Annotated in this window: 19 protein-coding genes and 1 other RNA gene; 12 read left to right on the top strand and 8 right to left on the bottom strand. The window is 49.9% G+C overall.

Features of this window, described 5'->3' with window-relative positions:
- The first annotated feature begins 32 nt into the window (after positions 1-32).
- Entirely contained in the window at positions 33-1,313 is a 1,281-nt protein-coding gene (locus ACKPVM_RS11120; protein WP_409309108.1) for an alginate lyase family protein, read from the top strand.
- 70 nt (positions 1,314-1,383) lie between these two features.
- On the opposite strand, the gene dolP is transcribed toward ACKPVM_RS11120, so the two are convergent.
- The 4 genes from dolP to ACKPVM_RS11140 form a co-directional block, all read right to left on the bottom strand.
- Entirely contained in the window at positions 1,384-1,956 is a 573-nt protein-coding gene (gene dolP, locus ACKPVM_RS11125) for a division/outer membrane stress-associated lipid-binding lipoprotein (protein WP_409309109.1), read from the bottom strand.
- A 14-nt stretch (positions 1,957-1,970) separates the two neighbouring features.
- Positions 1,971-2,561, bottom strand: coding sequence for a DnaA initiator-associating protein DiaA (gene diaA / locus ACKPVM_RS11130; protein ID WP_409309110.1), 591 nt, complete (start codon positions 2,559-2,561; stop codon positions 1,971-1,973).
- Between the two features lie 161 nt (positions 2,562-2,722).
- A complete protein-coding gene (locus ACKPVM_RS11135) occupies positions 2,723-3,079 on the bottom strand; it encodes a YraN family protein (RefSeq protein ID WP_409309207.1) in 357 nt (118 codons plus the stop codon).
- Positions 3,076-5,100 (bottom strand): penicillin-binding protein activator, encoded by a 2,025-nt coding sequence (locus ACKPVM_RS11140; protein ID WP_409309111.1) that lies wholly within the window; start codon positions 5,098-5,100, stop codon positions 3,076-3,078. Before ACKPVM_RS11140 ends, ACKPVM_RS11135 begins: the two co-directional genes overlap by 4 nt.
- 61 nt (positions 5,101-5,161) lie before the next feature.
- Here ACKPVM_RS11140 and rsmI point away from each other — a divergent pair, with 61 nt between their 5' ends.
- The 3 genes from rsmI (at position 5,162) to ygiD (ending at position 7,402) form a co-directional block, all read left to right on the top strand.
- Positions 5,162-6,049: a 16S rRNA (cytidine(1402)-2'-O)-methyltransferase gene (gene rsmI, locus ACKPVM_RS11145; protein WP_409309112.1), complete on the top strand. Its 888-nt coding sequence runs from the start codon at positions 5,162-5,164 to the stop codon at positions 6,047-6,049.
- A 25-nt stretch (positions 6,050-6,074) separates the two neighbouring features.
- Positions 6,075-6,453: RNase P RNA component class A (gene rnpB, locus ACKPVM_RS11150), an RNA gene on the top strand.
- 163 nt (positions 6,454-6,616) lie between these two features.
- On the top strand, positions 6,617-7,402 hold the full coding sequence (gene ygiD, locus ACKPVM_RS11155) for a 4,5-DOPA-extradiol-dioxygenase (protein ID WP_409309113.1): 786 nt from the start codon (positions 6,617-6,619) through the stop codon (positions 7,400-7,402).
- A gap of 197 nt (positions 7,403-7,599) precedes the next feature.
- On the opposite strand, the gene ACKPVM_RS11160 is transcribed toward ygiD, so the two are convergent.
- The 4 genes from ACKPVM_RS11160 to tolC form a co-directional block, all read right to left on the bottom strand.
- Positions 7,600-8,160: an SEL1-like repeat protein gene (locus tag ACKPVM_RS11160; RefSeq protein WP_409309114.1), complete on the bottom strand. Its 561-nt coding sequence runs from the start codon at positions 8,158-8,160 to the stop codon at positions 7,600-7,602.
- Positions 8,161-8,312: 152 nt separating this feature from the next.
- Complete coding sequence (locus tag ACKPVM_RS11165; protein WP_409309115.1) at positions 8,313-9,473, bottom strand: glutathionylspermidine synthase family protein; 1,161 nt, start codon at positions 9,471-9,473, stop codon at positions 8,313-8,315.
- Positions 9,474-9,484: 11 nt separating this feature from the next.
- Positions 9,485-10,156 carry a DUF1190 family protein gene (locus tag ACKPVM_RS11170; RefSeq protein WP_409309116.1) on the bottom strand — a complete coding sequence of 224 codons (672 nt, stop codon included), beginning with the start codon at positions 10,154-10,156 and terminating at the stop codon, positions 9,485-9,487.
- Between the two features lie 209 nt (positions 10,157-10,365).
- On the bottom strand, positions 10,366-11,769 hold the full coding sequence (gene tolC, locus ACKPVM_RS11175; protein ID WP_409309117.1) for an outer membrane channel protein TolC: 1,404 nt from the start codon (positions 11,767-11,769) through the stop codon (positions 10,366-10,368).
- A 361-nt stretch (positions 11,770-12,130) separates the two neighbouring features.
- On the opposite strand from tolC, the gene nudF reads away from it, so the two are divergent.
- The 8 genes from nudF (at position 12,131) to ftsP (ending at position 21,629) form a co-directional block, all read left to right on the top strand.
- A complete protein-coding gene (nudF, locus tag ACKPVM_RS11180; protein WP_409309118.1) occupies positions 12,131-12,763 on the top strand; it encodes an ADP-ribose diphosphatase in 633 nt (210 codons plus the stop codon).
- 4 nt (positions 12,764-12,767) lie between these two features.
- Positions 12,768-13,190: a DUF1249 family protein gene (locus ACKPVM_RS11185; RefSeq protein ID WP_409309119.1), complete on the top strand. Its 423-nt coding sequence runs from the start codon at positions 12,768-12,770 to the stop codon at positions 13,188-13,190.
- A gap of 27 nt (positions 13,191-13,217) precedes the next feature.
- Positions 13,218-14,045: a 3',5'-cyclic-AMP phosphodiesterase gene (cpdA, locus tag ACKPVM_RS11190; protein ID WP_409309120.1), complete on the top strand. Its 828-nt coding sequence runs from the start codon at positions 13,218-13,220 to the stop codon at positions 14,043-14,045.
- Positions 14,045-14,626, top strand: a complete 582-nt coding sequence (gene yqiA, locus ACKPVM_RS11195; RefSeq protein WP_409309121.1) for an esterase YqiA — start codon at positions 14,045-14,047, stop codon at positions 14,624-14,626. Before cpdA ends, yqiA begins: the two co-directional genes overlap by 1 nt.
- Positions 14,627-14,681: 55 nt before the next feature.
- The gene (gene parE, locus ACKPVM_RS11200; RefSeq protein WP_409309122.1) at positions 14,682-16,577 is read left to right on the top strand and encodes a DNA topoisomerase IV subunit B; all 1,896 of its coding nucleotides are present in this window, start codon (positions 14,682-14,684) and stop codon (positions 16,575-16,577) included.
- Between the two features lie 227 nt (positions 16,578-16,804).
- Positions 16,805-19,075, top strand: coding sequence for a DNA topoisomerase IV subunit A (gene parC / locus ACKPVM_RS11205; RefSeq protein ID WP_409309123.1), 2,271 nt, complete (start codon positions 16,805-16,807; stop codon positions 19,073-19,075).
- 169 nt (positions 19,076-19,244) lie between these two features.
- Complete coding sequence (locus tag ACKPVM_RS11210) at positions 19,245-19,982, top strand: 1-acylglycerol-3-phosphate O-acyltransferase (RefSeq protein WP_409309124.1); 738 nt, start codon at positions 19,245-19,247, stop codon at positions 19,980-19,982.
- Between the two features lie 231 nt (positions 19,983-20,213).
- Entirely contained in the window at positions 20,214-21,629 is a 1,416-nt protein-coding gene (gene ftsP / locus ACKPVM_RS11215; protein ID WP_409309125.1) for a cell division protein FtsP, read from the top strand.
- Positions 21,630-21,656 lie beyond the last annotated feature (27 nt).

The following is a 21,656-nucleotide window of genomic DNA, read 5'->3' on the forward strand; positions in this document are numbered from 1 at the left end:
AACGTGATAGGCCTTCTGGCGAAGAGGATGCTATGCGGTTGAGTCATTTATTATTTTTTGTCGTGTTGCTATGGGGAAACACTCCCGCCGTTAATGCGGTAACTGAAGCCCCCCATTTCTATGCCTTTCTGCCATCTTCCCCGCTTTCTTCCACTAAACAACAGTTGCAGACGCGTGTGGAGAAACCTCAGACTCGTCTGGCTTATCGCCAATTGTTGTCTCGAGCCGATCGCGTATTGAATATCCCTAATCCGACAGTGATCGAAAAGAAATCAATGCCGCCAAGTGGTTCCCGGCATGATTATTTGAGCCTCAGCGCTTACTGGTGGCCCGATCCCAGTAAAGCTGATGGTTTGCCTTGGGTTCGACGTGATGGCGATGTTAACCCGGCTAGTAAGGATGAGCAGAGTGATGGTATCCGGTTGGCAACGTTTACCTCTCAAGTTCAAGTATTGGTGCTGGCATGGTATTTTTCAGATAATCAGGCCTATGCCGATAAGGCGATTTCAATGGTCCGTACCTGGTTTCTCGATCCTGCCACTCGAATGAACCCTAATCTGAATTATGCGCAAGGTGTGCCTGGCATTGCGTCAGGAAGAGGGGCTGGCGTGCTGGATGGCCGCTATTTTGCTACCCGCCTTGTTGATTCACTGATTATGTTGCGTAGCGCATCGGGTTGGACTCAACGCGATGAACAGCGTATGCAGCTATGGATGACTGATTATCTGCATTGGTTGCAATTTAGTGAGTTAGGGAAAAAAGAGGCGGCGGCGAAAAACAACCATGGTAGTTGGTATACGGTACAAGTTGCGGGTGTTGCCTGGTATCTGGGTAAAAACGATGTAGTGAAGTCTATGTCTGAATTACTGAAGCAAAAATTGGATCATCAATTGATGCCTGATGGTTCACAACCGGAAGAGCTGGCGAGGACTCGCTCCTTTCACTATAGCTACTTTAATCTTCAGGCGGTCACCTATATGGCCATATTGGCTTCTCGGGTAGATGAGAATCTTTGGCAATATCGAACAGCACGAGGTAGTAGCCTGCTGAAAGCGTTAGATTTCATGGCCCCTTACCTGGATGAGAATAAACCTTGGCCGCATAAGACGATGGATCGACAGAGTAGCCGTTTGATACCACTGCTGTTGCAGATGGAACGTGAGTTGAAAACGACACGATACCTTGCCCAAATGAAGCAGGCCGGATTTGGTGCGTTGTTGTCGGGAGAGAATGATGGCAGTCAGGAAAATGAAAGGGGGATTATCAGCGCGGAAACGCGTCGCGCTATCTGGTTATTGTCGTCGGCTGGATAATGAATTCTCAATGAGGTACGCGTCCCTGTCTATTATGACAGGGACGGCACAAGGTCATGTGTAAAAAAGGTTATTGCAGGTAGGTGAAAGCGGTTGTGACGTGTTTCACCCCGCTGATTTTGCTGGCAGTCTCTGCGGCTGATCTCCCTTCACGCTGCGTCACGAGACCCAGCAGAAAGACTTCGCCGTTCTCGGTGGTGACTTTCACATTGGACGATTTAACGGTATCGCTTGCCAGAAGTTGGGAACGAACCTTGGTTGTGATCCAGGTATCCATCGATGCCGTTCCCATCGAAACTGGCGTACCTTGACGAATCTCGTTATAGACTTCGGTCGCACCATCTACGCCAAGCGCAATTTGCTTAGCTCGATTAGCTAGCTCTGTATTGGGCGCTTGTCCTGTCAGCAGCACTTTCCCCTGATAAGCAGTTGCAATAATACGCGCATCCTTTTTCAACTGTTCATCTTTGCCGATTGCATTCGCTACGCGAACTTCCAATGTACCATCGTCAACCTGAGTGCCGACGGTTCGCGGATCGGTTACCGTTTTTGTCGCGACGGCACTACCGACCGCAACAACCCCGATACAGCCTTGTAGCAACAGGGCGATAGACAGCACGGCAAATGCAAAACTTATCCTCATGTAGTGCTCCTTAATCAATCGTTCTGGTGTGGAAAAAGCGTGTTATCAATCAAATCGCACAGACAGTTAACGGTCAACATGTGCATTTCCTGAATGCGGGCGCTGCGGTGAGAAGGAATGCGTATTTCCACATCCTGCGGGCCAAGTAACCCCGCGAGCTCCCCGCCATCGTAACCGGTGAGTGCGATAATCGTCATGTCTCTGGTTACCGCCGCTTCTACGGCTTTGACGATGTCTCGGCTATTCCCTCGAGTCGATATTGCCAGTAATACATCGCCAGTTTGTCCTAGCGCTCGAACTTGTTTAGCGTAGACCTCCTCATGTAGCCGATCGTTAGCTATTGCAGTTAAGACCACATTATCTGCGTTAAGTGCAATGGCCGGTAAACTGGGGCGCTCGGCTTCAAAGCGGTTGATCATGCTGGCAGCAAAATGCTGTGAATTAGCGGCTGATGTCCCGTTACCGCAGCACAGGATTTTGTTGCCATTCAGCAGGCATTGCACCAGTGCGGTAGCGCCACGAGAAATAGCATCTGGCAAGGCTTCTGCCGCAGCAATCTGAGTTTGAATGCTCTCGGTAAAACAAACTTTTATTCTATCCAGCACGTTGAATTAACCTACTCTAATTAAAATCCATGAATGAAGAATCCATACCACTCTTGTTCATCGTTTACGGATACCTGGTTGAGCAAAGTGTCGATACCCATTTTTGTATCACCTTCGATCTTTGCTTCAATGCTCGTCATTGATGAAAGGTTTTGCGCGGCTTACCCTTGCGCGTTAAAAGCGTTAGGGAGCCAGACAAATTGATCGCCAGTCATTGCCAGCACATCAAAACGACAGTCTACCGTATCAAAACTGGCATTCTGTCGAGCGAGCCAGACCGAAGCGGCATGGAGCAACCGTTGCTGTTTACGGCGAGTGACACTGGCTGCGGCGCCCCCAAAGTCGGCATTGCATCGGTATCGCACTTCCACAAACACCCAGGTTTGCTGGTCGCGCATGATTAAATCGATTTCACCGCCGCGAAACGTAGCATTTGCTGCGATGAAGTGTAAACCGGCGCGTTCAAGATAGCGCCGGGCCAGTTGTTCATAGTGGGCACCTGCCGCTCTGCGGTTCAGGATGCTGGCACCAGTTGTCCCTGACGATATTGCAGCCAGGTCAGTTGACGATTAATCGCGCAATCCTGAGTTGAGCTTAGCAACCCGGTGGCCCCGGCAATCTGATGCCCTGGGATCTGGCGCATTTCACCAAAGTGGCTGGCAAGGGTCCAGGCATCCATTCCCATGGCGTAGAGACGAACGAGCGAGTAGTCATTTCTAAACTGGCTGCTAACCTGCTGCATGAGTGCGGGATTGGCTCCGGTCAACAGTGGGATATCGCTGAACTGTAGCCCTTCCATTTCAAGCCGGAAATCGGGGCCGCTACCAGCCTGAAAACTACGGGAACTGGCATATAACGCTGGTCGTGAACGAGATGTTGTGCGCATGTCGATCATGGGCTTGATGAGTGAAAGCTCATCGGGTGTCGCGATGATATAGACCGCATCAATATTGCCGCTGATGGATGAGCTCACCGTTGGTTGTACTTGTGCCGGAATGGTTAAACCCGCAACGGTTGTACTCGGTTGTGCCTGCGTTGGCATTGCATTGACCGGTTGACCGCTGAGACTTAACCCTGCTCCGCTATTTATCGCCTGCTTGAGTTCAGACGTGCTACCAAAACGTTGCTGCAACAGGCCACCGCCACCTTGTTGTGTCCATGCCTGGGCAAACGCATTGACGATACGATCGCCTAGATTACCGCGTGGCACCAAGAGCAACGGCTGTTGTTTACCCTGTTGATGAATGAATTTCGCTGCGTCTCGAGCCTCATCTTCAGGCGATAATGCGAAATAGCAAATGTTCGGGCTATTTTGTACTTGTTCTGGCTGGTTAAGCGCCAGAATATTGATTGAAGACTGGCTATTAGATAGTTGATCTACTTCATTTTTCAGTAGCGGTCCAATGATGAGTGAAGCGCCATCCTGCTGCGCCTGAGTCAGGATATTTGCTAAAGGCTGTGAAGAAGTGTCATAGACTTTTACCGGTAGCGTGCTCGCCAGATTAGTCGGTGTCATCGGTTCGACCGATGCTGGGTTGGCGGCTGATGCGATGTCTGAACTGTACTCTGGTTGTGAGGATGCCGCTGGACTATCCGTCGTTGTGGCGTCCTGACTAACGGTTCCTGCCTGAGCCTCAGTAGAAGGTTGGACGGCGGATGCTGAGGTGGTCAGCGTTGCTTGCCCACTTTTAGCGGCATTGAAGCCTTGTTGAATGGCGTTGGCAAACACCTGGGCCTGACCGTTCAACGGCAGGAGCAGCGCAATGCTATTAACCGCGGTTTGCTGGAAATTCAGAACCTGATTTAACTGTGCTGGTAATGTTTTCGTGGCAGGATGATGCGGATAGCGAGTTTGCCAATCTTGAATCGCGGCTTTGAGCTGGTCAGGTGACTGACGGCTATTTTGATAGGTATTCAGTAATTCCACCCAGCCTGCCAGCGTATTTTCATTGGCATTAATCAGTAATGCACCCGATTCTTGCTGATTTATTTGCGTCAGTGCCAGCCAGGTTTGATCGAGATTTGACTGGTGTTCCTGACCTTGCAGTAACGGTTCCTGAGCGATATAAGCACGTAGCAATGTGATGGATGGGCGAGCCTGATTAGCATTGATTTGCGCCTGATAATAGCGTTGCTTCTGTTGTTCACTAAGCGCGTTAATATCCAACTGACCTAATGCCGTATTGGTTGCATCGACATGATTCTGGGCGGCAGACAGTTCGGCACTGAGTAGTTGCCGTTCTTGTGTTTGGGCATCGCTCAATTTTTCAGGTAACGAGCTAAACTGCTGGCTAGCCTGTGGCACTTTGCCTTCCTGCATCAAAGAACGAATCGCAAGTAATTGCCAGTCAGCCTTGTTATTATCGCTGCTCTGCTGCATCTGTTGCAGGTAATAATCAGATGACGCATCAGCCTTGCCCTGAACTTCGGATGACGGACTTTGCGGAGCCTGACTTGGACAGCCTGCGAGAAACAGTGCCGCTAACAAAACAGGGATAATACGCCCTGTCTGGGTACGGACGAAATGAAAGGGAAGCATACTGTATCCAGTGATTTTTTTTAAAGATGCTCAATATTAAATCGGCAACTCGGATGAAACAATGAATCAAGACCAACAAGCAGACATTTCTGCATCGACCCTCTACATTGTCCCTACGCCGATCGGTAATCTGGGTGATATTACTCAGCGTGCGCTAGCAGTGCTACAACGTGTTGATTTGATTGCCGCTGAGGATACTCGACATACCGGACTGCTGTTACAACATTTTGCCATTAATGCGCGACTGTTCGCATTACACGATCACAATGAACAACAGAAAGCAGACACATTGCTTACTAAATTGCAGTCTGGACAAAGTATCGCGTTGGTTTCTGATGCGGGTACGCCACTGATTAACGATCCTGGCTACCATCTGGTAAGGCGTTGCCGCGAAGCGGGAATACGTGTGGTGCCGCTACCGGGAGCCTGTGCAGCCATTACGGCATTGTCAGCGGCGGGGCTTCCTTCAGATCGTTTTTGCTATGAGGGTTTTCTGCCCGCAAAGACTAAAGCGCGAAAAGATGTGTTACGCGAGCTGATGGAAGAGTCTAGAACCCTGATTTTCTACGAATCTACACATCGGTTGATTGATAGCTTACAGGATATGGTCGACGTGATGGGACCAGAACGCTACGTGGTATTGGCACGTGAAATCACGAAAACCTGGGAGTCTATCCAAGGTGCCCCCGTAGGCGAGTTGCTGGCTTGGGTAAAGGAAGATGACAATCGTCGTAAGGGCGAAATGGTGCTGATTGTCGAGGGGTATCACGCAGATGAGAATGCCTTACCGGCTGCCGCATTACATACGCTATCTTTGCTGCAAACCGAGTTGCCATTGAAAAAGGCGGCGGCGTTGGCGGCGGAGATTCACGGAGTGAAAAAAAATGCGCTTTATCGCTATGCGCTAGAACAAGACAGCATTGGTGATGAATCTGAGGATGACAAGTAGGGCAAATTGCCCTATTATCCGCGCCGGAGTTGACCAGACAGTCGCCGCTTCACTGCCGTCCCTTTCGGGGGAGACAGGTGGAGGGGAGGAAAGTCCGGGCTCCATAGGGCAGGGTGCCAGGTAACGCCTGGGAGGCGCAAGCCTACGACTAGTGCAACAGAGAGCAAACCGCCGATGGCCCACGTAAGTGGGATCAGGTAAGGGTGAAAGGGTGCGGTAAGAGCGCACCGCGCGGCTGGCAACAGTTCGTGGCACGGTAAACTCCACCCGGAGCAAGGCCAAATAGGGGTTCACATGGTACGGCCCGTACTGAACCCGGGTAGGCTGCTTGAGCCAGTGAGCGATTGCTGGCCTAGATGAATGACTGTCCACGACAGAACCCGGCTTAACGGTCAACTCCCTTTATTATGAAACCCCGCTTAGGCGGGGTTTTTGCGTATCATTACCCCTTCAAATTTATTGAATCTCTTCATCACAGATCTCTGACTTTTTCTACGACACAAAACGAGTAAAGTAGCGCTATAACGTGCTACGGCATAATGCCAACTTTTCTTTGAGGATATTCTTATGAACAACACTTCCCGGATGCCCGCACTGTTCCTCGGCCATGGTAGCCCGATGAACGTGTTGGAGAACAACCCTTATACACAAGCATGGCAAACGTTGGGTGAGTCTTTGCCACGACCCAAAGCTATTGTTGCCGTGTCAGCGCATTGGTACACCCGTGGTACTGCGGTGACAGCCATGGAAAAACCGCGAACTATCCATGATTTCGGCGGTTTCCCACAGGCGTTGTTTGATACCGAGTATCCGGCCCCTGGTTCACCCGCGCTTGCCGAGAAAATTCAGCAGGTGCTGGCGCCTTACCCTGTTACTGCCGATCACGACCAATGGGGGTTGGATCATGGCTCCTGGGGGGTGCTGATAAAGATGTATCCCAGCGCGGATATTCCGGTGGTTCAACTCAGTGTGGATGGAACCCAGCCTGCGGCATACCACTACGAGCTTGGACGTAAATTGGCGGTGTTGCGGGATGAAGGGATGATGATTGTTGCCAGTGGTAATGTGGTACATAACCTACGTATGGTGAAATGGGATGGCAACGCTGAGCCTTATCCGTGGGCGACCTCATTCAATCAATTTGTACGTGATAATCTGGCGTTCCACGGGGACGATCATCCTCTGGTGAATTTTATGCAGCATCCTGGGGCGGCATTATCGAACCCGACGCCGGACCATTATTTGCCACTGTTGTATATTCTGGGCAGTTGGGATGGTGAAGAGGCGATTAGCATTCCGGTTGATGGTATCGAAATGGGCTCATTGAGCATGTTGTCGGTGCAGGTGGGATAAAATTGACCCTGAGAGGGGATCTAGCAAGGTCCCCTTTCAGACAAATGGCAGCGTAGCGGTTCGTCATAGCGAACCTAAGCCTATCACGCTTGCGAAGGTAATAATCTTTCCTATATCAATATGTTACCTGAATAAAAATGCCTGCCTACGCGGAAATGACGGTGATAGTGGGAAAGTTTGCCATCAAATACGTGCGTTTACTTTTTCTTTTGCTCATCTTTGATGAAGACCAGCATTTTGTTTGCACCGCTTTTTAATTTTTCATTCGCCTGAGGATTATCCAGCACTTTTTTCGCCCATTCTGCGGATTGTGCATAATCTCTTGGAAGTTCGGTATGTTTCGCAAGAACAACGGATAGCAGGAGTTGTGCGGGTGCGAAGCCCGATTTTGCCGATTTTGTCAGATAAGTTAAACCGGATTCAGGAGCGTAATTGTCGCCATTGCGTTGATTTAAATAGGCTTTGGCAAGTAAGAATTGGGCGGAAGCATCGTTAGCGTCGGCCTCGACTTTTAACCGTTCAATCCCTTCAGAGCGATAAAGTGGCCAGCTGCTACGAAGAAGTTTTCGCGTAAGCTGTTTCTGTGCTTCTGCATCACCCTGTTCAGCTTTGGCTCTTAGCGTTTTTAACTCGGCTTCTTCATCCGTGATTTCTTGCGTCAGAGAGGTTTTGGGGGATTTATCTGATACCGGTTCTGCTGCATATAAATGGGTAGCGGAACAAAAAAGTAGTGCTGTTAACAATGCTTTTTTCATCATGTCCTTTTACTCGTCCTTCCAATTTAAAATAAGCCGACTCTTTTATCGGGAGCTAATTTTATTAGCGCGTTAGATAAAGGCAATTGATTTTTATATGAAAGGATGTACAGGAGAATCCGCAGGTAGCACCGAATACTGCCCGCGGATTGCGTTTAATCAAGAATAATATGGGGATAGAAACGCGAGAGATCCTGAGTGATCAGGGCGCGATCTTCTCGCAGGCCGATACCGCAAGGCTGATCGTTAACCAACCAGCTACCAATCAGCGTATAGCTGTCACCAAATTTCGGTAGGGGATGATACTGCTGGATGATCATGCCTTCTTCACCATACGGGCCGTCGGCTGATGCAATCTCTTTGCCGTTCTCGATGATTTGGATGTTTGCCCCTTCACGTGAAAACAGCGGCTTGATGACGTAGTTTTCCATTGCAGGGTGGTTGTCTTCGGCAAAATAGGCAGGAAGCAGGTTAGGGTGATTGGGGAACATTTCCCACAACATAGGCAGTAACGCTTTATTGGAGATAATGCTCTTCCAGGCAGGTTCTAACCAGCGGACACCGGCATCTTCCAACTTAGTGGAAAAGATTTCACGCAGCATGAATTCCCATGGGTACAGCTTGAACAGGTTACTGATAACCTGATTTTCCAGGTCGGTGAATTGACCTTTTTCCCCAAGGCCAATCTCTTCCATGTATAGAAATTCACTGGGTAGTCCGGCTTCCAGCGCACAATCCTGGAGGTATTGCACCGTACCGCGATCTTCTTCCGTATCCTGACAGCAGGCAAAATGTACCAAGCCAAAGCCATGGTTCAGTTTCAGATCTTCGAAACGTTCGATCAGCTTTTCCTGAATGCTGTTGTACTGATCGGCTGTTTGCGGCAATAACCTTGATTTAATTTGATCTTCCAGCCACAGCCATTGGAAAAACGCGGATTCATACAGCGATGTCGGCGTATCAGCATTATTTTCCAGAAGCTTGGCGGGTGTCTGACCGTCGTAAGCGAGATCGAGACGAGAATAAAGTGATGGTTGATTCGTGCGCCATGATGTCCTGACAAAATCCCATGTGTGCTTGGGGATGCGAAATTTAGTCAGCAACGACTCACTGTTGACTACTTTATCCACGACCTGCAAGCTCATCTGATGCAATTCGGCAGTTGTATCTTCCAGTTCTTCGATTTGGGCGAGTGTGAACTGGTAATACGCTTCTTCACTCCAGTAGGGCTCGCCGTACATGGTATGGAAGCGAAAACCGAACTCAGTCGCCTTTTCTCGCCAGTCAGGACGTTCTTGAATAGCTATCCGTTTCATCAAATACGTCCTCAGCCACCCATGCTACGGGAAGAGCTGGAACTTGAACTGGCGCTGCTGCGTTGCATGCTGGTCTGTTTAGCGACGGTTTCGCCGAACCCACCGCGTGTCACGGTTGACGTCGTGGCTGGTTTCGGCGCCAATGCGGTTCTCGGAACATTGATAGAACGCCCTGTGGTTGCATTACCGTAGTTCTTACCGGTAGCGTCCACAAATTTGCCGTTTGCCGGGCTGGTCGGTGATTTTGAGGTAAACAGCGGTTGCTGAGCAAAACCTGCACCGCCGCTCATCATGCGGCCCATCATATAGCCAGCCATCAGTGGCATCCAGGAACTACCGCTCTGTTGTGGTTCTGCGGCCATCCCAGCCTGTGCTGGTGCCTGGCTCTGTATGCACTGTGCTTCGCCAAATTCTGCTACGCAATCTTCTTTTGTCGCGTATTTTGGTGCTGTCTTTTCTGCTTCTTTCAACGCATTGTTGTAGGCGGTGGTGCACTGTGCGCTCATCGATGGGTTGGCGGCTGAACAATCGTCCGCATTCTGGTAGAGAGAGACGGTTTCATCCGTTTGTTCACAACCAGCCAATACAAAGACGGCGCTGACGGCTAATGCAACGGGTGCCAGGCGATAGGTTCTCCATCCCTTACGGAAAGTTTCCTGATTAATATCTTTGGTACGTTTCATCGTGTTAATCCCAGATAAAAAGGCATCATGCCTAATCGCTAACGAGTGGGCTAAGAATAGGGGAAGGTTGATGGAATTTAAAGCGCCAATAAGGCTAACTTAACGGCTCTTTACGTTGCTATACATTCAGTTGTGCTGTGTTTCGCTTTATTGGCTTTACGATAAAGGGGAACGCGATGTTCCCCTATTCTTTCAGCCAGAACGACGTATTAACGCTGAGCCGCTGCCGCCGTATTGGCGAGTGGCGCACCGCTCTCGTTGTCTGATACCAACGGGGTTGTGGACACCATTTGACCCAACGCGGCATTCAATGTTTGCAGATCGCTTTCATTGAGTGTACCCAGTGCCGATTTAATGTTTAGCTGATTGATCAAATAATCATAACGTGCGCTGGAAAGTTGCTGTTTGGCATTGTACAACGTGGTCGTCGCATCCAATACGTCAACGATGGTACGGGTTCCTACCTGATAGCCAGCTTCCATGGCATCTAATGAACTTTGCGCAGAGACTTCGGCCTGTTTGTAGGCGTTGATGCTGCTAATCGAGGCAGAAATGTTATTAAACGATGAGCGTACGGTCTGAATCACGGCGCGGTGCGCACTCTCCAGCAATTCACTGGCACTGACAAAACTGTGTTGAGCCTGTTTTACCTGAGAATTAGTCGCCCCACCGCTATAAAGCGGTAAAGTGAAATTGATACCAACTTTGTTTTGGCCTGCGTCACTGTCTCTGAGCTGGCTGTTGTTGTGTGTTTGAGAACCTGAATAGCGGGTATCGCTCACGCCTGTTGATGCAGTCAGATCCAATGTAGGCATGTAACCAGTTTGTGCTGAACGGATTTGCTCGCGAGCCAGATCCTGACTCAAACGTGCGGATAACAAGCTAAGATTACGGTTCTCTGCTTCTTTCAGCAGATTGTTAACCACTTCCGGCTTTTGAGTCGAAAAGCGCGTAATGTTCAGTCCGGCTAACTGTGGGTAGAAATTTCCGGTTACCTGACGCAGTGATTCCAGCGCATTATCTAACGTATTTCGTGCCAAAACTTCATTCGCCAGCACGCTGTCGTATTGTGCTCGAGCGTTTTGTACGTCAGTAATGGCGACCAGGCCGACGTTGAAACGTTGTGTGGTTTGATCTAACTGGCGGTAGATCGCCTGTTTCTGCGCATTAATGTATGACAGCGAGTCAATGGCGCGCAGAACGTTAAAATAAGCGGTCGCCGTGTTCAGAATCAGATTTTGCTGAGCGGTTTGATAGGTGACATCCTCAATGCCCGCTTGTTTTTCCTGCAAGGTCAATGCACGCCATTTAGACATATCAAATAGCGTTTGGGTCAACTGTAGCGAAGCGCTTTTAACATCGCTGTTGACGCCTTTGTTGTCACGATAACCATTGTTATACGTATAATCAGCACCTAATCCCAATTGTGGCAATAGCGGACTACGCGCTTCATTGATTTTTTCAAAGGCAGCATCACGAACGGCTGCGGCACTACGTAAATCTGGATTGGTGTTTTTGGCTTGCTGATAAACCTGTAACAGATTTTCTGCCTGGCCCATGACACTAAAGCCGCCCAGGCTCAGACCGATAAGAAGAGGGAGCAATTTCTTCATTTGCATTCCTTGTTGTGCAGCAATGTCACTATGGTAGCGCTACATATAGACCAATAATTGTCGATTCTATCAGAATCTGCCAATAGGATAAGGTAGCTGAACGTGCCATCTTTATGATGGTCGTTGTCCGAACCGGCTGATGTGATTGGTGCTTTGAGCCAGAGCGGTACGGAATTTGTCTGTTTTACAGGATAATGCGGCCGATCTGGTTCGCCGTTATCATCAGCCTTGGTGGAAATAAAGGCTGAGTGTACATAAATCTACCATAAACGGGTCTGTCAAAAACAACGATGAGTATAATGATAGGAGTTTGCGCCATACAATACCGGATTCCATCGATATTCGTTACAGGAGTTTAGCTATGGGGTCTTCCGTATCAGGACCAGTGACTTTCACGAAAGATGATGTAGAAATTATTACACGTGAAAAATTATATGACGGCTTTTTTTCATTGGAGCGCTATCGTTTTCGTCACCGCCTGTTTAATGGCGAGATGAGCGGTGAAATCAGCCGTGAAATATTTGAACGAGGTCATGCCGTTGTCCTGTTACCCTATGATCCTGTGCGGGATGAAGTGGTTTTGATTGAACAGATTCGTATCGCCGCCTACGACACTAGCGCGTCTCCTTGGCTGTTTGAGCTGGTAGCAGGCATGATCGAACCGGGCGAAAGTCTGGAAGAGGTCGCCCGGCGTGAAGCACTTGAGGAAGCGGGATTAACGGTGGGGCATTGCCAGCCGATAATCAGCTATTTGGCGAGCCCTGGTGGGACAAGTGAACGCTTGGCTGTGATGGTCGGCGAAGTAGATACCCGGACGGCAAAGGGTATTCATGGTCTGGCAGAAGAGAACGAAGATATTCGCGTACATGTCGTGAGTCGCGAGCAAAGCTATCAGTGGGTAGAAGATGGGATTATTGATAACGCGGCGTCTGTCATTGCCCTGCAATGGTTAGCGTTGCACTATGAGAAACTGAGAGACGCATGGGTAGGTTGAGTTTATGAAGCGTTATACTCCGGATTTCCCGGCAATGATGAGGCTGTGCGAAACGAATTTCATGCAATTGCGGCGTTTGCTGCCTCGTGTTGACGAAGTCGGTGAAATGGCGGTTTATCACGTAAATCATGCGGTTTATCGTTTAACCATCCTTGAATCTACCCGCTACACCTCATTGGTTGAGATCAAGCAAACCGCACCTGCGGTAAGCTATTGGAGTCTGCCAATGATGACGGTCAGGCTATATCATGATGCTCTGGTTGCGGAAGTGTGTGCCAGTCAGCAGATCTTCCGTTTCAAAGCGCGTTATGATTATCCGAATAATAAGTTACATCAACGTGACGAAAAGCATCAGATTAATCAGTTTCTTGCTGATTGGCTAAAATATTGTTTGGCGTATGGTTCGATGTCGATTCCGGTTTGTTAGACAGAATTAAGTAACCAAGGACACCATTTGGAAAGCCTGTTGACACTTCCTGTGGCGAATGGCGCCAGAATCAGGATTTTACAAATAACGGATACCCACCTTTTTGCCGGCGAGCATGAAACGTTGCTAGGTGTTAACACCTATCGTAGTTATCACGCGGTGTTGAATGCAATACAGGCTCAGCAAAAAGCGTTTGATTTGATCGTTGCGACCGGTGATTTGGCTCAGGATCATTCTCTGACGGCCTATCATCATTTCTCGCGTGGTATCCGGCAATTATCTGCACCTTGCGTATGGTTGCCGGGCAACCATGATTTCCAGCCTGCGATGGTCGATGCGTTGGCTGAAGCGGGCATTGCGCCTTCCAAACATGTGTTGGTGGGTGATACGTGGCAAATCATCCTGCTGGATAGTCAGGTTTTTGGTGTGCCGCATGGCGAATTAAGCGATTATCAACTTGAGTGGCTTGAACGCTGCCTGAAAAGCCAACCTCATCGTTTTACGTTGCTTTTATTGCATCATCATCCGTCACCGTCTGGCTGTACCTGGCTTGATCAGCATAGCCTGCGTAATGCGCACAACCTGGCGGCGGTGTTGAACCGTTATCCTCAGGTGAATACGGTGTTGTGCGGGCATATCCATCAGGAAATGGATTTTGACTGGCATGGTCGCCGTCTGCTGGCAACGCCGTCAACCTGCGTACAATTTAAACCGCACTGTACTAATTTCACCATTGATGATGTTGCGCCAGGCTGGCGTTATCTGGACTTATTGCCTGACGGTCGCCTTGAAACCGAAGTGTGCCGCTTGTCGGGGAGTGAATTCCTGCCGGATATGGATTCGGATGGTTATTAATGCCAACCTTACTTTATCTCCATGGCTTCAATAGTACTCCTCATTCGGCAAAAGCAACCGCGCTGAAGCATTGGCTGGCAGCGCAGCATCCTGAAATTGATATGCTGATCCCTCAACTGCCGCCTTATCCGGCACAAGCCGCTGAAATGATGGAAGCGATTGTGATGGCTCGGGCAGGGCGTCCGCTCGGTATTGTTGGTTCTTCTCTCGGTGGTTATTATGCGACCTGGCTATCTCAATGTTTTACCATACCTGCCGTCGTGGTGAATCCGGCGGTCAGGCCGTTTGAGTTGTTGCTCGACCATCTGGGGGAATATCAGAATCCCTACACGGGCGAACAATATGTGCTAGAGTCACGCCACGTTTACGATTTGAAAGTGATGCAAATTGAGCCGCTGGAATCGCCTGATTTGCTCTGGCTGCTGCTCCAGACGGGAGATGAGGTGTTGGACTATCGTCAGGCCGTTACCTATTACACAGCCTGTCGTCAAACGGTGGAATCGGGTGGCAACCACGCTTTTGTCGGATTTGAGCATTTTTTTGCACCTATAGTCAGTTTTCTGGGCCTCACGACAGACTGAACGCCGCTTATTTCATTGAAAACAATCCCTTTAAAATAAAGAACGCATTCGAAACATGACTCAATCAAGCTATAACGCTGATGCGATTGAAGTACTCAGCGGACTGGAACCGGTGCGCCGTCGTCCGGGAATGTATACCGATACCACGCGCCCTAATCATTTGGGGCAAGAGGTCATCGATAACAGTGTCGATGAGGCATTGGCGGGACATGCACGCCGTATCGATGTGATTTTACACGATGATCAATCATTGGAAGTGATTGATGATGGTCGTGGTATGCCCGTGGATATCCACCCTGAAGAAGGTGTGCCGGCCGTTGAGTTAATTCTATGCCGGCTACATGCTGGCGGTAAGTTCTCCAACAAAAACTATCAGTTCTCTGGCGGCTTGCATGGCGTGGGGATCTCTGTGGTTAACGCCTTATCTTCTCGCGTCGAAGTGACGGTTCGCCGTGACGGACAAGTCTACGATATGGCGTTTGAAAACGGAGACAAGGTACAGGAATTGACGGTCACGGGAACCTGTGGTCGTCGGAATACCGGTACGCGGGTGCATTTTTGGCCGGACGCGACATTTTTTGATAGCCCGCGCTTTTCCGTTACCCGGTTAACTCATCTACTCAAAGCCAAAGCCGTCTTGTGTCCTGGTGTAGAGATCGTGTTCAAGGACAAGGTTAACGGTACGGAACAGCGCTGGTGCTATCTGGATGGCCTGAATGACTATCTGTGTGAAGCGGTAAATGGTCTGACGACGCTGCCGGAAAAACCGTTTCTTGGTGCGATCTCTGGCGAGACAGAAGCTGTGGACTGGGCGCTGTTGTGGCTACCGGAAGGGGGAGAATTACTGACGGAAAGCTACGTTAACCTGATTCCAACGCCGATGGGCGGGACGCACGTTAATGGGCTACGTCAGGGGTTGCTCGATGCCATGCGTGAATTTTGTGAATTCCGCAATATTTTGCCGCGTGGTGTGAAACTGAGCGCCGACGATATCTGGGAGCGCTGCGCTTACGTGTTATCGGTAAAAATGCAGGATCCGCAGTTCGCCGGTCAAACGAAGGAACGCCTCTCCTCGCGACAATGTGCGGCGTTTGTGTCTGGCGTCGTGAAAGATGCATTCAGCCTGTGGCTGAATCAGAACGTACAAGCCGCAGAGCAACTCGCCGAGCTGGCCATTGCCAGCGCTCAGCGTCGTATGCGCGCCGCCAAGAAAGTCGTGCGCAAAAAGCTGACTAGCGGCCCGGCGTTGCCTGGCAAATTGGCGGATTGCACTTCGCAAGATTTAAATCGTACAGAATTATTCCTGGTGGAAGGGGATTCAGCAGGGGGATCGGCGAAACAAGCGCGGGAGCGTGAGTTTCAGGCGATCATGCCGCTTAAGGGTAAGATCCTGAATACCTGGGAAGTCTCTTCAGACGAAGTGCTGGCGTCGCAGGAGGTTCATGATATCTCCGTGGCGATCGGTATCGATCCTGACAGCGACGATCTCAGCCAACTGCGCTACGGTAAGATCTGCATTCTGGCGGATGCGGATTCTGATGGTTTACATATCGCGACATTGCTGTGTGCATTGTTTGTCCGTCATTTCCGTGCGGTAGTGAAAGGCGGACATGTCTATGTGGCGATGCCGCCACTGTACCGTATTGATCTGGGTAAAGAAGTTTATTACGCGCTGGATGAAGAAGAAAAAGCGGGTGTGCTGGAGCAACTTAAGCGCAAGAAAGGCAAACCTAATGTACAGCGTTTTAAAGGGTTGGGTGAGATGAACCCATTACAGCTACGCGAAACCACGCTGGATCCGAATACACGTCGCTTGGTGCAGTTGACGATTAATGATGATGATATCGATCAGACGATGGCAATGATGGATATGTTGTTAGCGAAAAAACGCTCGGAAGATCGTCGTAACTGGTTACAAGAAAAGGGCGACAGAGCGGAAATTGAAGTCTAACCCGAGTGACTGAGTATAAAAACGGCCGCGATGTCATATGATGCGGCCGTTTTTATTGTGCTATTAGCAGGCGTTTACACGTGGTGGATCAGAGCACTATCTTTCGTAACGCCCTGTTCTCTGTGACATCGTATCGTCAGATAAGGTACTATTCTCGCCGAATATACCGCCGTATAACGTGTCGGGAAGCGTAGTTATCGCGCCGCGATGTGAGGAAAATGAGATAAATGAGTGAGATGACTCATGACGGTGCAGAGAGCCTTGCGCTGCATACCTTTACTGAAAATGCGTATTTAAATTATTCCATGTACGTCATCATGGACAGGGCATTGCCGTTTATCGGCGATGGTCTGAAACCCGTACAGCGCCGTATCGTGTACGCCATGTCGGAACTGGGCCTGAACGCCAGTGCTAAGTTTAAAAAATCCGCCCGTACCGTGGGTGACGTACTGGGGAAATACCATCCGCACGGCGACAGCGCCTGCTATGAAGCGATGGTGTTAATGGCTCAGCCATTTTCATATCGTTATCCGCTGGTGGATGGTCAAGGAAACTGGGGTGCGCCGGACGATCCGAAATCGTTCGCGGCCATGCGTTATACTGAATCGCGTCTCTCCAAATACGCTGAAGTGCTGCTTGGGGAATTGGGGCAGGGAACGGTTGACTATGTGCCGAATTTTGACGGCACAATGCAAGAGCCGAAAATGTTGCCTGCTCGCCTGCCAAATATTTTGCTGAATGGGACGACCGGGATCGCTGTCGGTATGGCGACCGATATTCCGCCGCATAATATCCGTGAAGTCGCCGCCGCTGCGGTGGCGCTGATTGATAAACCGAGCGCCTCTCTGGACGATCTGTTAGCGCATGTTCAGGGACCGGATTTTCCAACGGAAGCCGAGATCATTACGCCGCGTGATGAATTGCGCAAAATTTATCAGAATGGACGCGGTTCGGTGCGGATGCGTGCTATCTGGAAAAAAGAAGACGGTGAGGTGGTGATTACGGCACTGCCTCATCAGGTTTCCGGGGCCAAAGTGCTGGAACAGATAGCCAGCCAGATGCGTGCCAAGAAACTGCCAATGGTTGAAGACTTGCGTGATGAGTCCGATCACGAGAACCCAACCCGTCTGGTGCTGGTTCCTCGCTCAAATCGTATCGATCTTGAACAGGTCATGAATCACCTGTTCGCGACCACCGATCTGGAAAAAAGCTATCGTATCAATATGAATATGATCGGTCTGGATGGGCGTCCTGGTGTGAAAGGGCTGGTCGATATCCTGAGTGAGTGGCTGGTATTCCGCCGTGACACGGTTCGCCGCCGCCTGAACTATCGTCTGGAAAAAGTGCTCAAGCGCCTGCATATTCTCGAGGGCTTGCTGGTCGCGTTTCTGAATATTGATGAAGTGATCCATATTATCCGTACCGAGGATGAACCGAAACCGGTACTGATGCGGCAGTTCAGCCTGAGTGAAACGCAGGCCGAAGCCATTTTGGAGCTGAAATTACGTCATTTAGCCAAACTGGAGGAGATGAAAATCCGGGGCGAGCAGGATGATTTGGCGAAAGAGCGCGATCAGCTCCAGGCGCTGTTGGCGTCAGAACGCAAACTCAGTAACCTGTTGAAAAAAGAAATTCAGGCTGATGCTCAGGCGTATGGCGACGATCGTCGTTCACCATTGCATGAGCGCAGCGAAGCGAAGGCCATGAGCGAACACGATTTTGTGCCTTCCGAACCGGTTACGATTGTTCTGTCGGAAATGGGATGGGTGCGTAGCGCCAAAGGGCATGATATTGATCCTGCCGGATTGAGTTATAAAGCGGGCGATAGCTTCAGGGCAGCGGCCAAAGGGAAAACGAACCAGCCGGTTGTCTTTATCGATTCAACCGGACGTAGCTATGCGTTGGATCCTCTTACCCTCCCGTCTGCGCGTGGTCAGGGCGAACCGTTAACGGGTAAATTGACGCCGCCGCCGGGCGCGACGATTGAGCAGGTGCTGATGGCGGCCGACGAGCAGCCGCTGTTGATGGCATCGGATGCTGGATACGGGTTTGTTTGTACGTTTAACGATTTGGTCGCGCGTAACCGCGCGGGTAAAGCAATTATCACTCTACCTGATAATGCAAAAGCCTTGACGCCAATCGAAATAACCGACAATGACAGCATGCTGATGGCGATTACGGCCGCTGGCAGAATGCTGTTATTCCCTGTCTCTGATTTACCACAATTGTCGAAAGGCAAAGGTAATAAGATCGTATCCATTTCGTCTGCTGATTTTTCCAGTGGTAAAGATCGTCTGTCCTGGCTGTTGTTGTTGCCGCCTCAGGCATCGGTAACGTTGTTCTTTGGTAAGCGCAAGTTGGTCCTTCGTCCCAATGAACTACAGAAATACCAGTCTGAGCGAGGCCGCAAGGGGACTCTGCTGCGTGGTTTGCAGCGTATCGATCGTATTGATGTGGATGCGCCGAAGTCGGTGAGCCGTGGTGATAGCGAAGAATAAGTCATCAATGTCGGGACGGAATCATGCGCTGCGCATCTTCGTCCCGGCCAGTTTGATCCTTCCAGACATGATCTGATTACCAGAGTGCCACTCTGTTGTAAAAGGAATCACCGTGTTTTTTATAGCGAAATCGCTATACTAGCGGCGGCTGTTGGCTAATGAGGTTGTTATGTTATTCATTCTTCGTTTCATTATTGTGATCGTCTTTTCGATCCTGATTTGCATCTTTGGCTCTATCTACTGCCTGTTCAGCCCGAAAAATCCAAGTCATGTGTCGACGTTTGGCCGTGCTTTTGGCCGGCTGTCAGTGGTATTTGGTTTAAAAGTTGAGCTACGTATACCGCAAGAGGCCGCGCATTACGGCAACTGTATCTATATCGCTAATCATCAAAACAATTACGATATGGTGACCGCATCGAATGCGGTTCAGCCACGCACGGTAACGGTCGGGAAAAAAAGCCTGTTGTGGATCCCGTTTTTCGGTCCGCTTTACTGGTTGACCGGTAACTTGCTGATCGACAGAGAAAACCGGGCTAAAGCGCATGGCACTATCGCTCAGGTTGTGAAGCATATTAAAGAACGCAATATTTCTATCTGGATGTTTCCGGAAGGCACACGTAGCCGTGGGCGTGGTTTATTGCCGTTTAAAACCGGCGCGTTCCATGCTGCGATTAGTGCGGAAGTTCCGATCGTGCCGATTTGTGTTTCAACCACCAGCAACAAGGTGAAATTGAACCGCTGGAACAACGGCCACGTTATTGTGGAAATGCTGCCGCCTGTTGATACACGTGCTTATAACAAAGAACAGGTCCGTGAACTGGCGGCGCATTGTCATGAACTCATGGCTGCCAAACTGGCGCAGTTGGATGCGGAAGTTGCGGCTCGTGAAGCTACAGAGAAAAAATAATCTTTATACCCAAAATATTCGAGTTGTGTGATGAAACGTGGCGTTTTGAACAAGTCTATGCGTTGACGCTTTAGGGCAAGGTCCATGATGAGCCGGGTAGCCAACACACAAGCGATTTGAATATGACGGGTATATTCGAATTAACGTGAATTAAAACTCAGTCGTTATTGCTTCCGTACGTTGATACGGAAGCTAAACTTTGCAAACGGTTAACAGATTTACGGGGTAATTATGTCACTCAGCCGACGTCAGTTTATTCAGGCATCGGGTCTTGCGTTGTGTGCGGGTATGACGCCAGCGATGGCGAAAGTGAAGGAAACCCCCGGCGCATTACCTATTCCGCCGTTACTGGAGTCGCGTCGGGGGCAGCCTCTGTTTCTGACGATGCAACGAACACACTGGGCCTTTGCTGGCGATCGTAAAACCTCAGTCTGGGGAATTAATGGTCGGTATCTGGGGCCAACCGTGCGCGTATTTGACGGGGATGACGTCAAGCTGATTTATAGTAATCGGCTGAATGAACCTGTGGCGATGACAATTGGCGGTTTACAAGTGCCCGGTTCTCTAATGGGGGGCGCTGCACGCATTATTTCGCCGGGGATGGATTGGTCACCCGTCCTGCCGATTCGACAACCCTCTGCTACTTGCTGGTATCACGCTAATACGCCTAATCGCATGGCGCCCCATATCTATAATGGATTGGTGGGGCTGTGGCTGGTTGAAGACAGTATCAACAAATCGCTTCCGCTTCCTAATCATTATGGCGTTGATGACTTTCCGCTGATTATTCAGGACAAGCGTCTGGATAATTTTGGTGTGCCGATCTATAGCCCTCCGGCAAACGGCGGATTTGTGGGAGACACGCTGTTAGTGAATGGCGTTCAGAATCCCTTTGTGGAAGTTTCGCGTGGCTGGGTGCGTTTGAGATTATTGAACGCATCGAATGCCCGTCGTTATGTGATCCGCCTGAGTGATGGACGCCCGATGCATGTTATCGCCAGCGATCAAGGGCTTTTACCTGCGCCGATGGCCATTAATCAGATCTCGCTTGCGCCAGGTGAGCGTCGGGAGATTTTGGTTAATATGTCGGAAGGGGGAGAAGTGACACTGACGGCGGGTGAATCAGCGGGGATCATGGATCGTCTTCGCGGTCTGTTTGAACCCTCCAGTATTCTGATTTCGACGCAGATTTTAACGCTAAAACCAACCGGGCTATTACCATTGGTCACGGATAATCTGCCGATGCGATTACTGGCCGATAACATTATTGAAGGCAGCATTAGTCGTACACGTGAATTTCGTCTAGGTGACAGCTTACCGGGCATTAATGGCGCGATGTGGGATATGACCCGGATGGATGTGCAAACGCAGTTTGGTCGTTGTGAGCGCTGGGTAATTCATGCCGACACGCCACAGTCGTTCCATATTCAGGGTGTGAAATTCCTGGTGCGTAGCATGAATGGTGGTGCGGTTCCTGTCGAGGATAGTGGCTGGAAGGATACGGTCTGGGTTGATAACGACGTTGAGCTGCTGGTTTATTTCATGCAACCCTCATCATCGGCCTTCCCATTTTTGTATTACAGCCAGACGTTGGAAATGGCCGATCGTGGCTCGGCCGGGCAGCTTATCGTACAGCCATCGATTTGATAGTCCACCCGTTTTAACTTCAGTGAT

The sequence above is a fragment of the Pectobacterium hainanensis genome (genome assembly GCF_046237015.1).
Classification (GTDB): Bacteria; Pseudomonadota; Gammaproteobacteria; order Enterobacterales; family Enterobacteriaceae; genus JBJYIN01.

Bases quoted from the DNA above. Each gene is read 5' to 3' on its own strand.
- ftsP (WP_409309125.1), top strand. From the start codon at position 20,214: ATGTCACTCAGCCGACGTCAGTTTATTCAGGCATCGGGTCTTGCGTTG.
- rsmI (WP_409309112.1), top strand. From the start codon at position 5,162: ATGAATCAAGACCAACAAGCAGACATTTCTGCATCGACCCTCTACATT.
- parE (WP_409309122.1), top strand. From the start codon at position 14,682: ATGACTCAATCAAGCTATAACGCTGATGCGATTGAAGTACTCAGCGGA.
- ACKPVM_RS11210 (WP_409309124.1), top strand. From the start codon at position 19,245: ATGTTATTCATTCTTCGTTTCATTATTGTGATCGTCTTTTCGATCCTG.
- ACKPVM_RS11120 (WP_409309108.1), top strand. From the start codon at position 33: ATGCGGTTGAGTCATTTATTATTTTTTGTCGTGTTGCTATGGGGAAAC.
- ACKPVM_RS11160 (WP_409309114.1), bottom strand. From the start codon at position 8,160: ATGATGAAAAAAGCATTGTTAACAGCACTACTTTTTTGTTCCGCTACC.
- ygiD (WP_409309113.1), top strand. From the start codon at position 6,617: ATGAACAACACTTCCCGGATGCCCGCACTGTTCCTCGGCCATGGTAGC.
- parC (WP_409309123.1), top strand. From the start codon at position 16,805: ATGAGTGAGATGACTCATGACGGTGCAGAGAGCCTTGCGCTGCATACC.
- ACKPVM_RS11165 (WP_409309115.1), bottom strand. From the start codon at position 9,473: ATGAAACGGATAGCTATTCAAGAACGTCCTGACTGGCGAGAAAAGGCG.
- ACKPVM_RS11170 (WP_409309116.1), bottom strand. From the start codon at position 10,156: ATGAAACGTACCAAAGATATTAATCAGGAAACTTTCCGTAAGGGATGG.
- ACKPVM_RS11185 (WP_409309119.1), top strand. From the start codon at position 12,768: ATGAAGCGTTATACTCCGGATTTCCCGGCAATGATGAGGCTGTGCGAA.
- ACKPVM_RS11140 (WP_409309111.1), bottom strand. From the start codon at position 5,100: ATGCTTCCCTTTCATTTCGTCCGTACCCAGACAGGGCGTATTATCCCT.
- dolP (WP_409309109.1), bottom strand. From the start codon at position 1,956: ATGAGGATAAGTTTTGCATTTGCCGTGCTGTCTATCGCCCTGTTGCTA.
- yqiA (WP_409309121.1), top strand. From the start codon at position 14,045: ATGCCAACCTTACTTTATCTCCATGGCTTCAATAGTACTCCTCATTCG.
- tolC (WP_409309117.1), bottom strand. From the start codon at position 11,769: ATGAAGAAATTGCTCCCTCTTCTTATCGGTCTGAGCCTGGGCGGCTTT.
- nudF (WP_409309118.1), top strand. From the start codon at position 12,131: ATGGGGTCTTCCGTATCAGGACCAGTGACTTTCACGAAAGATGATGTA.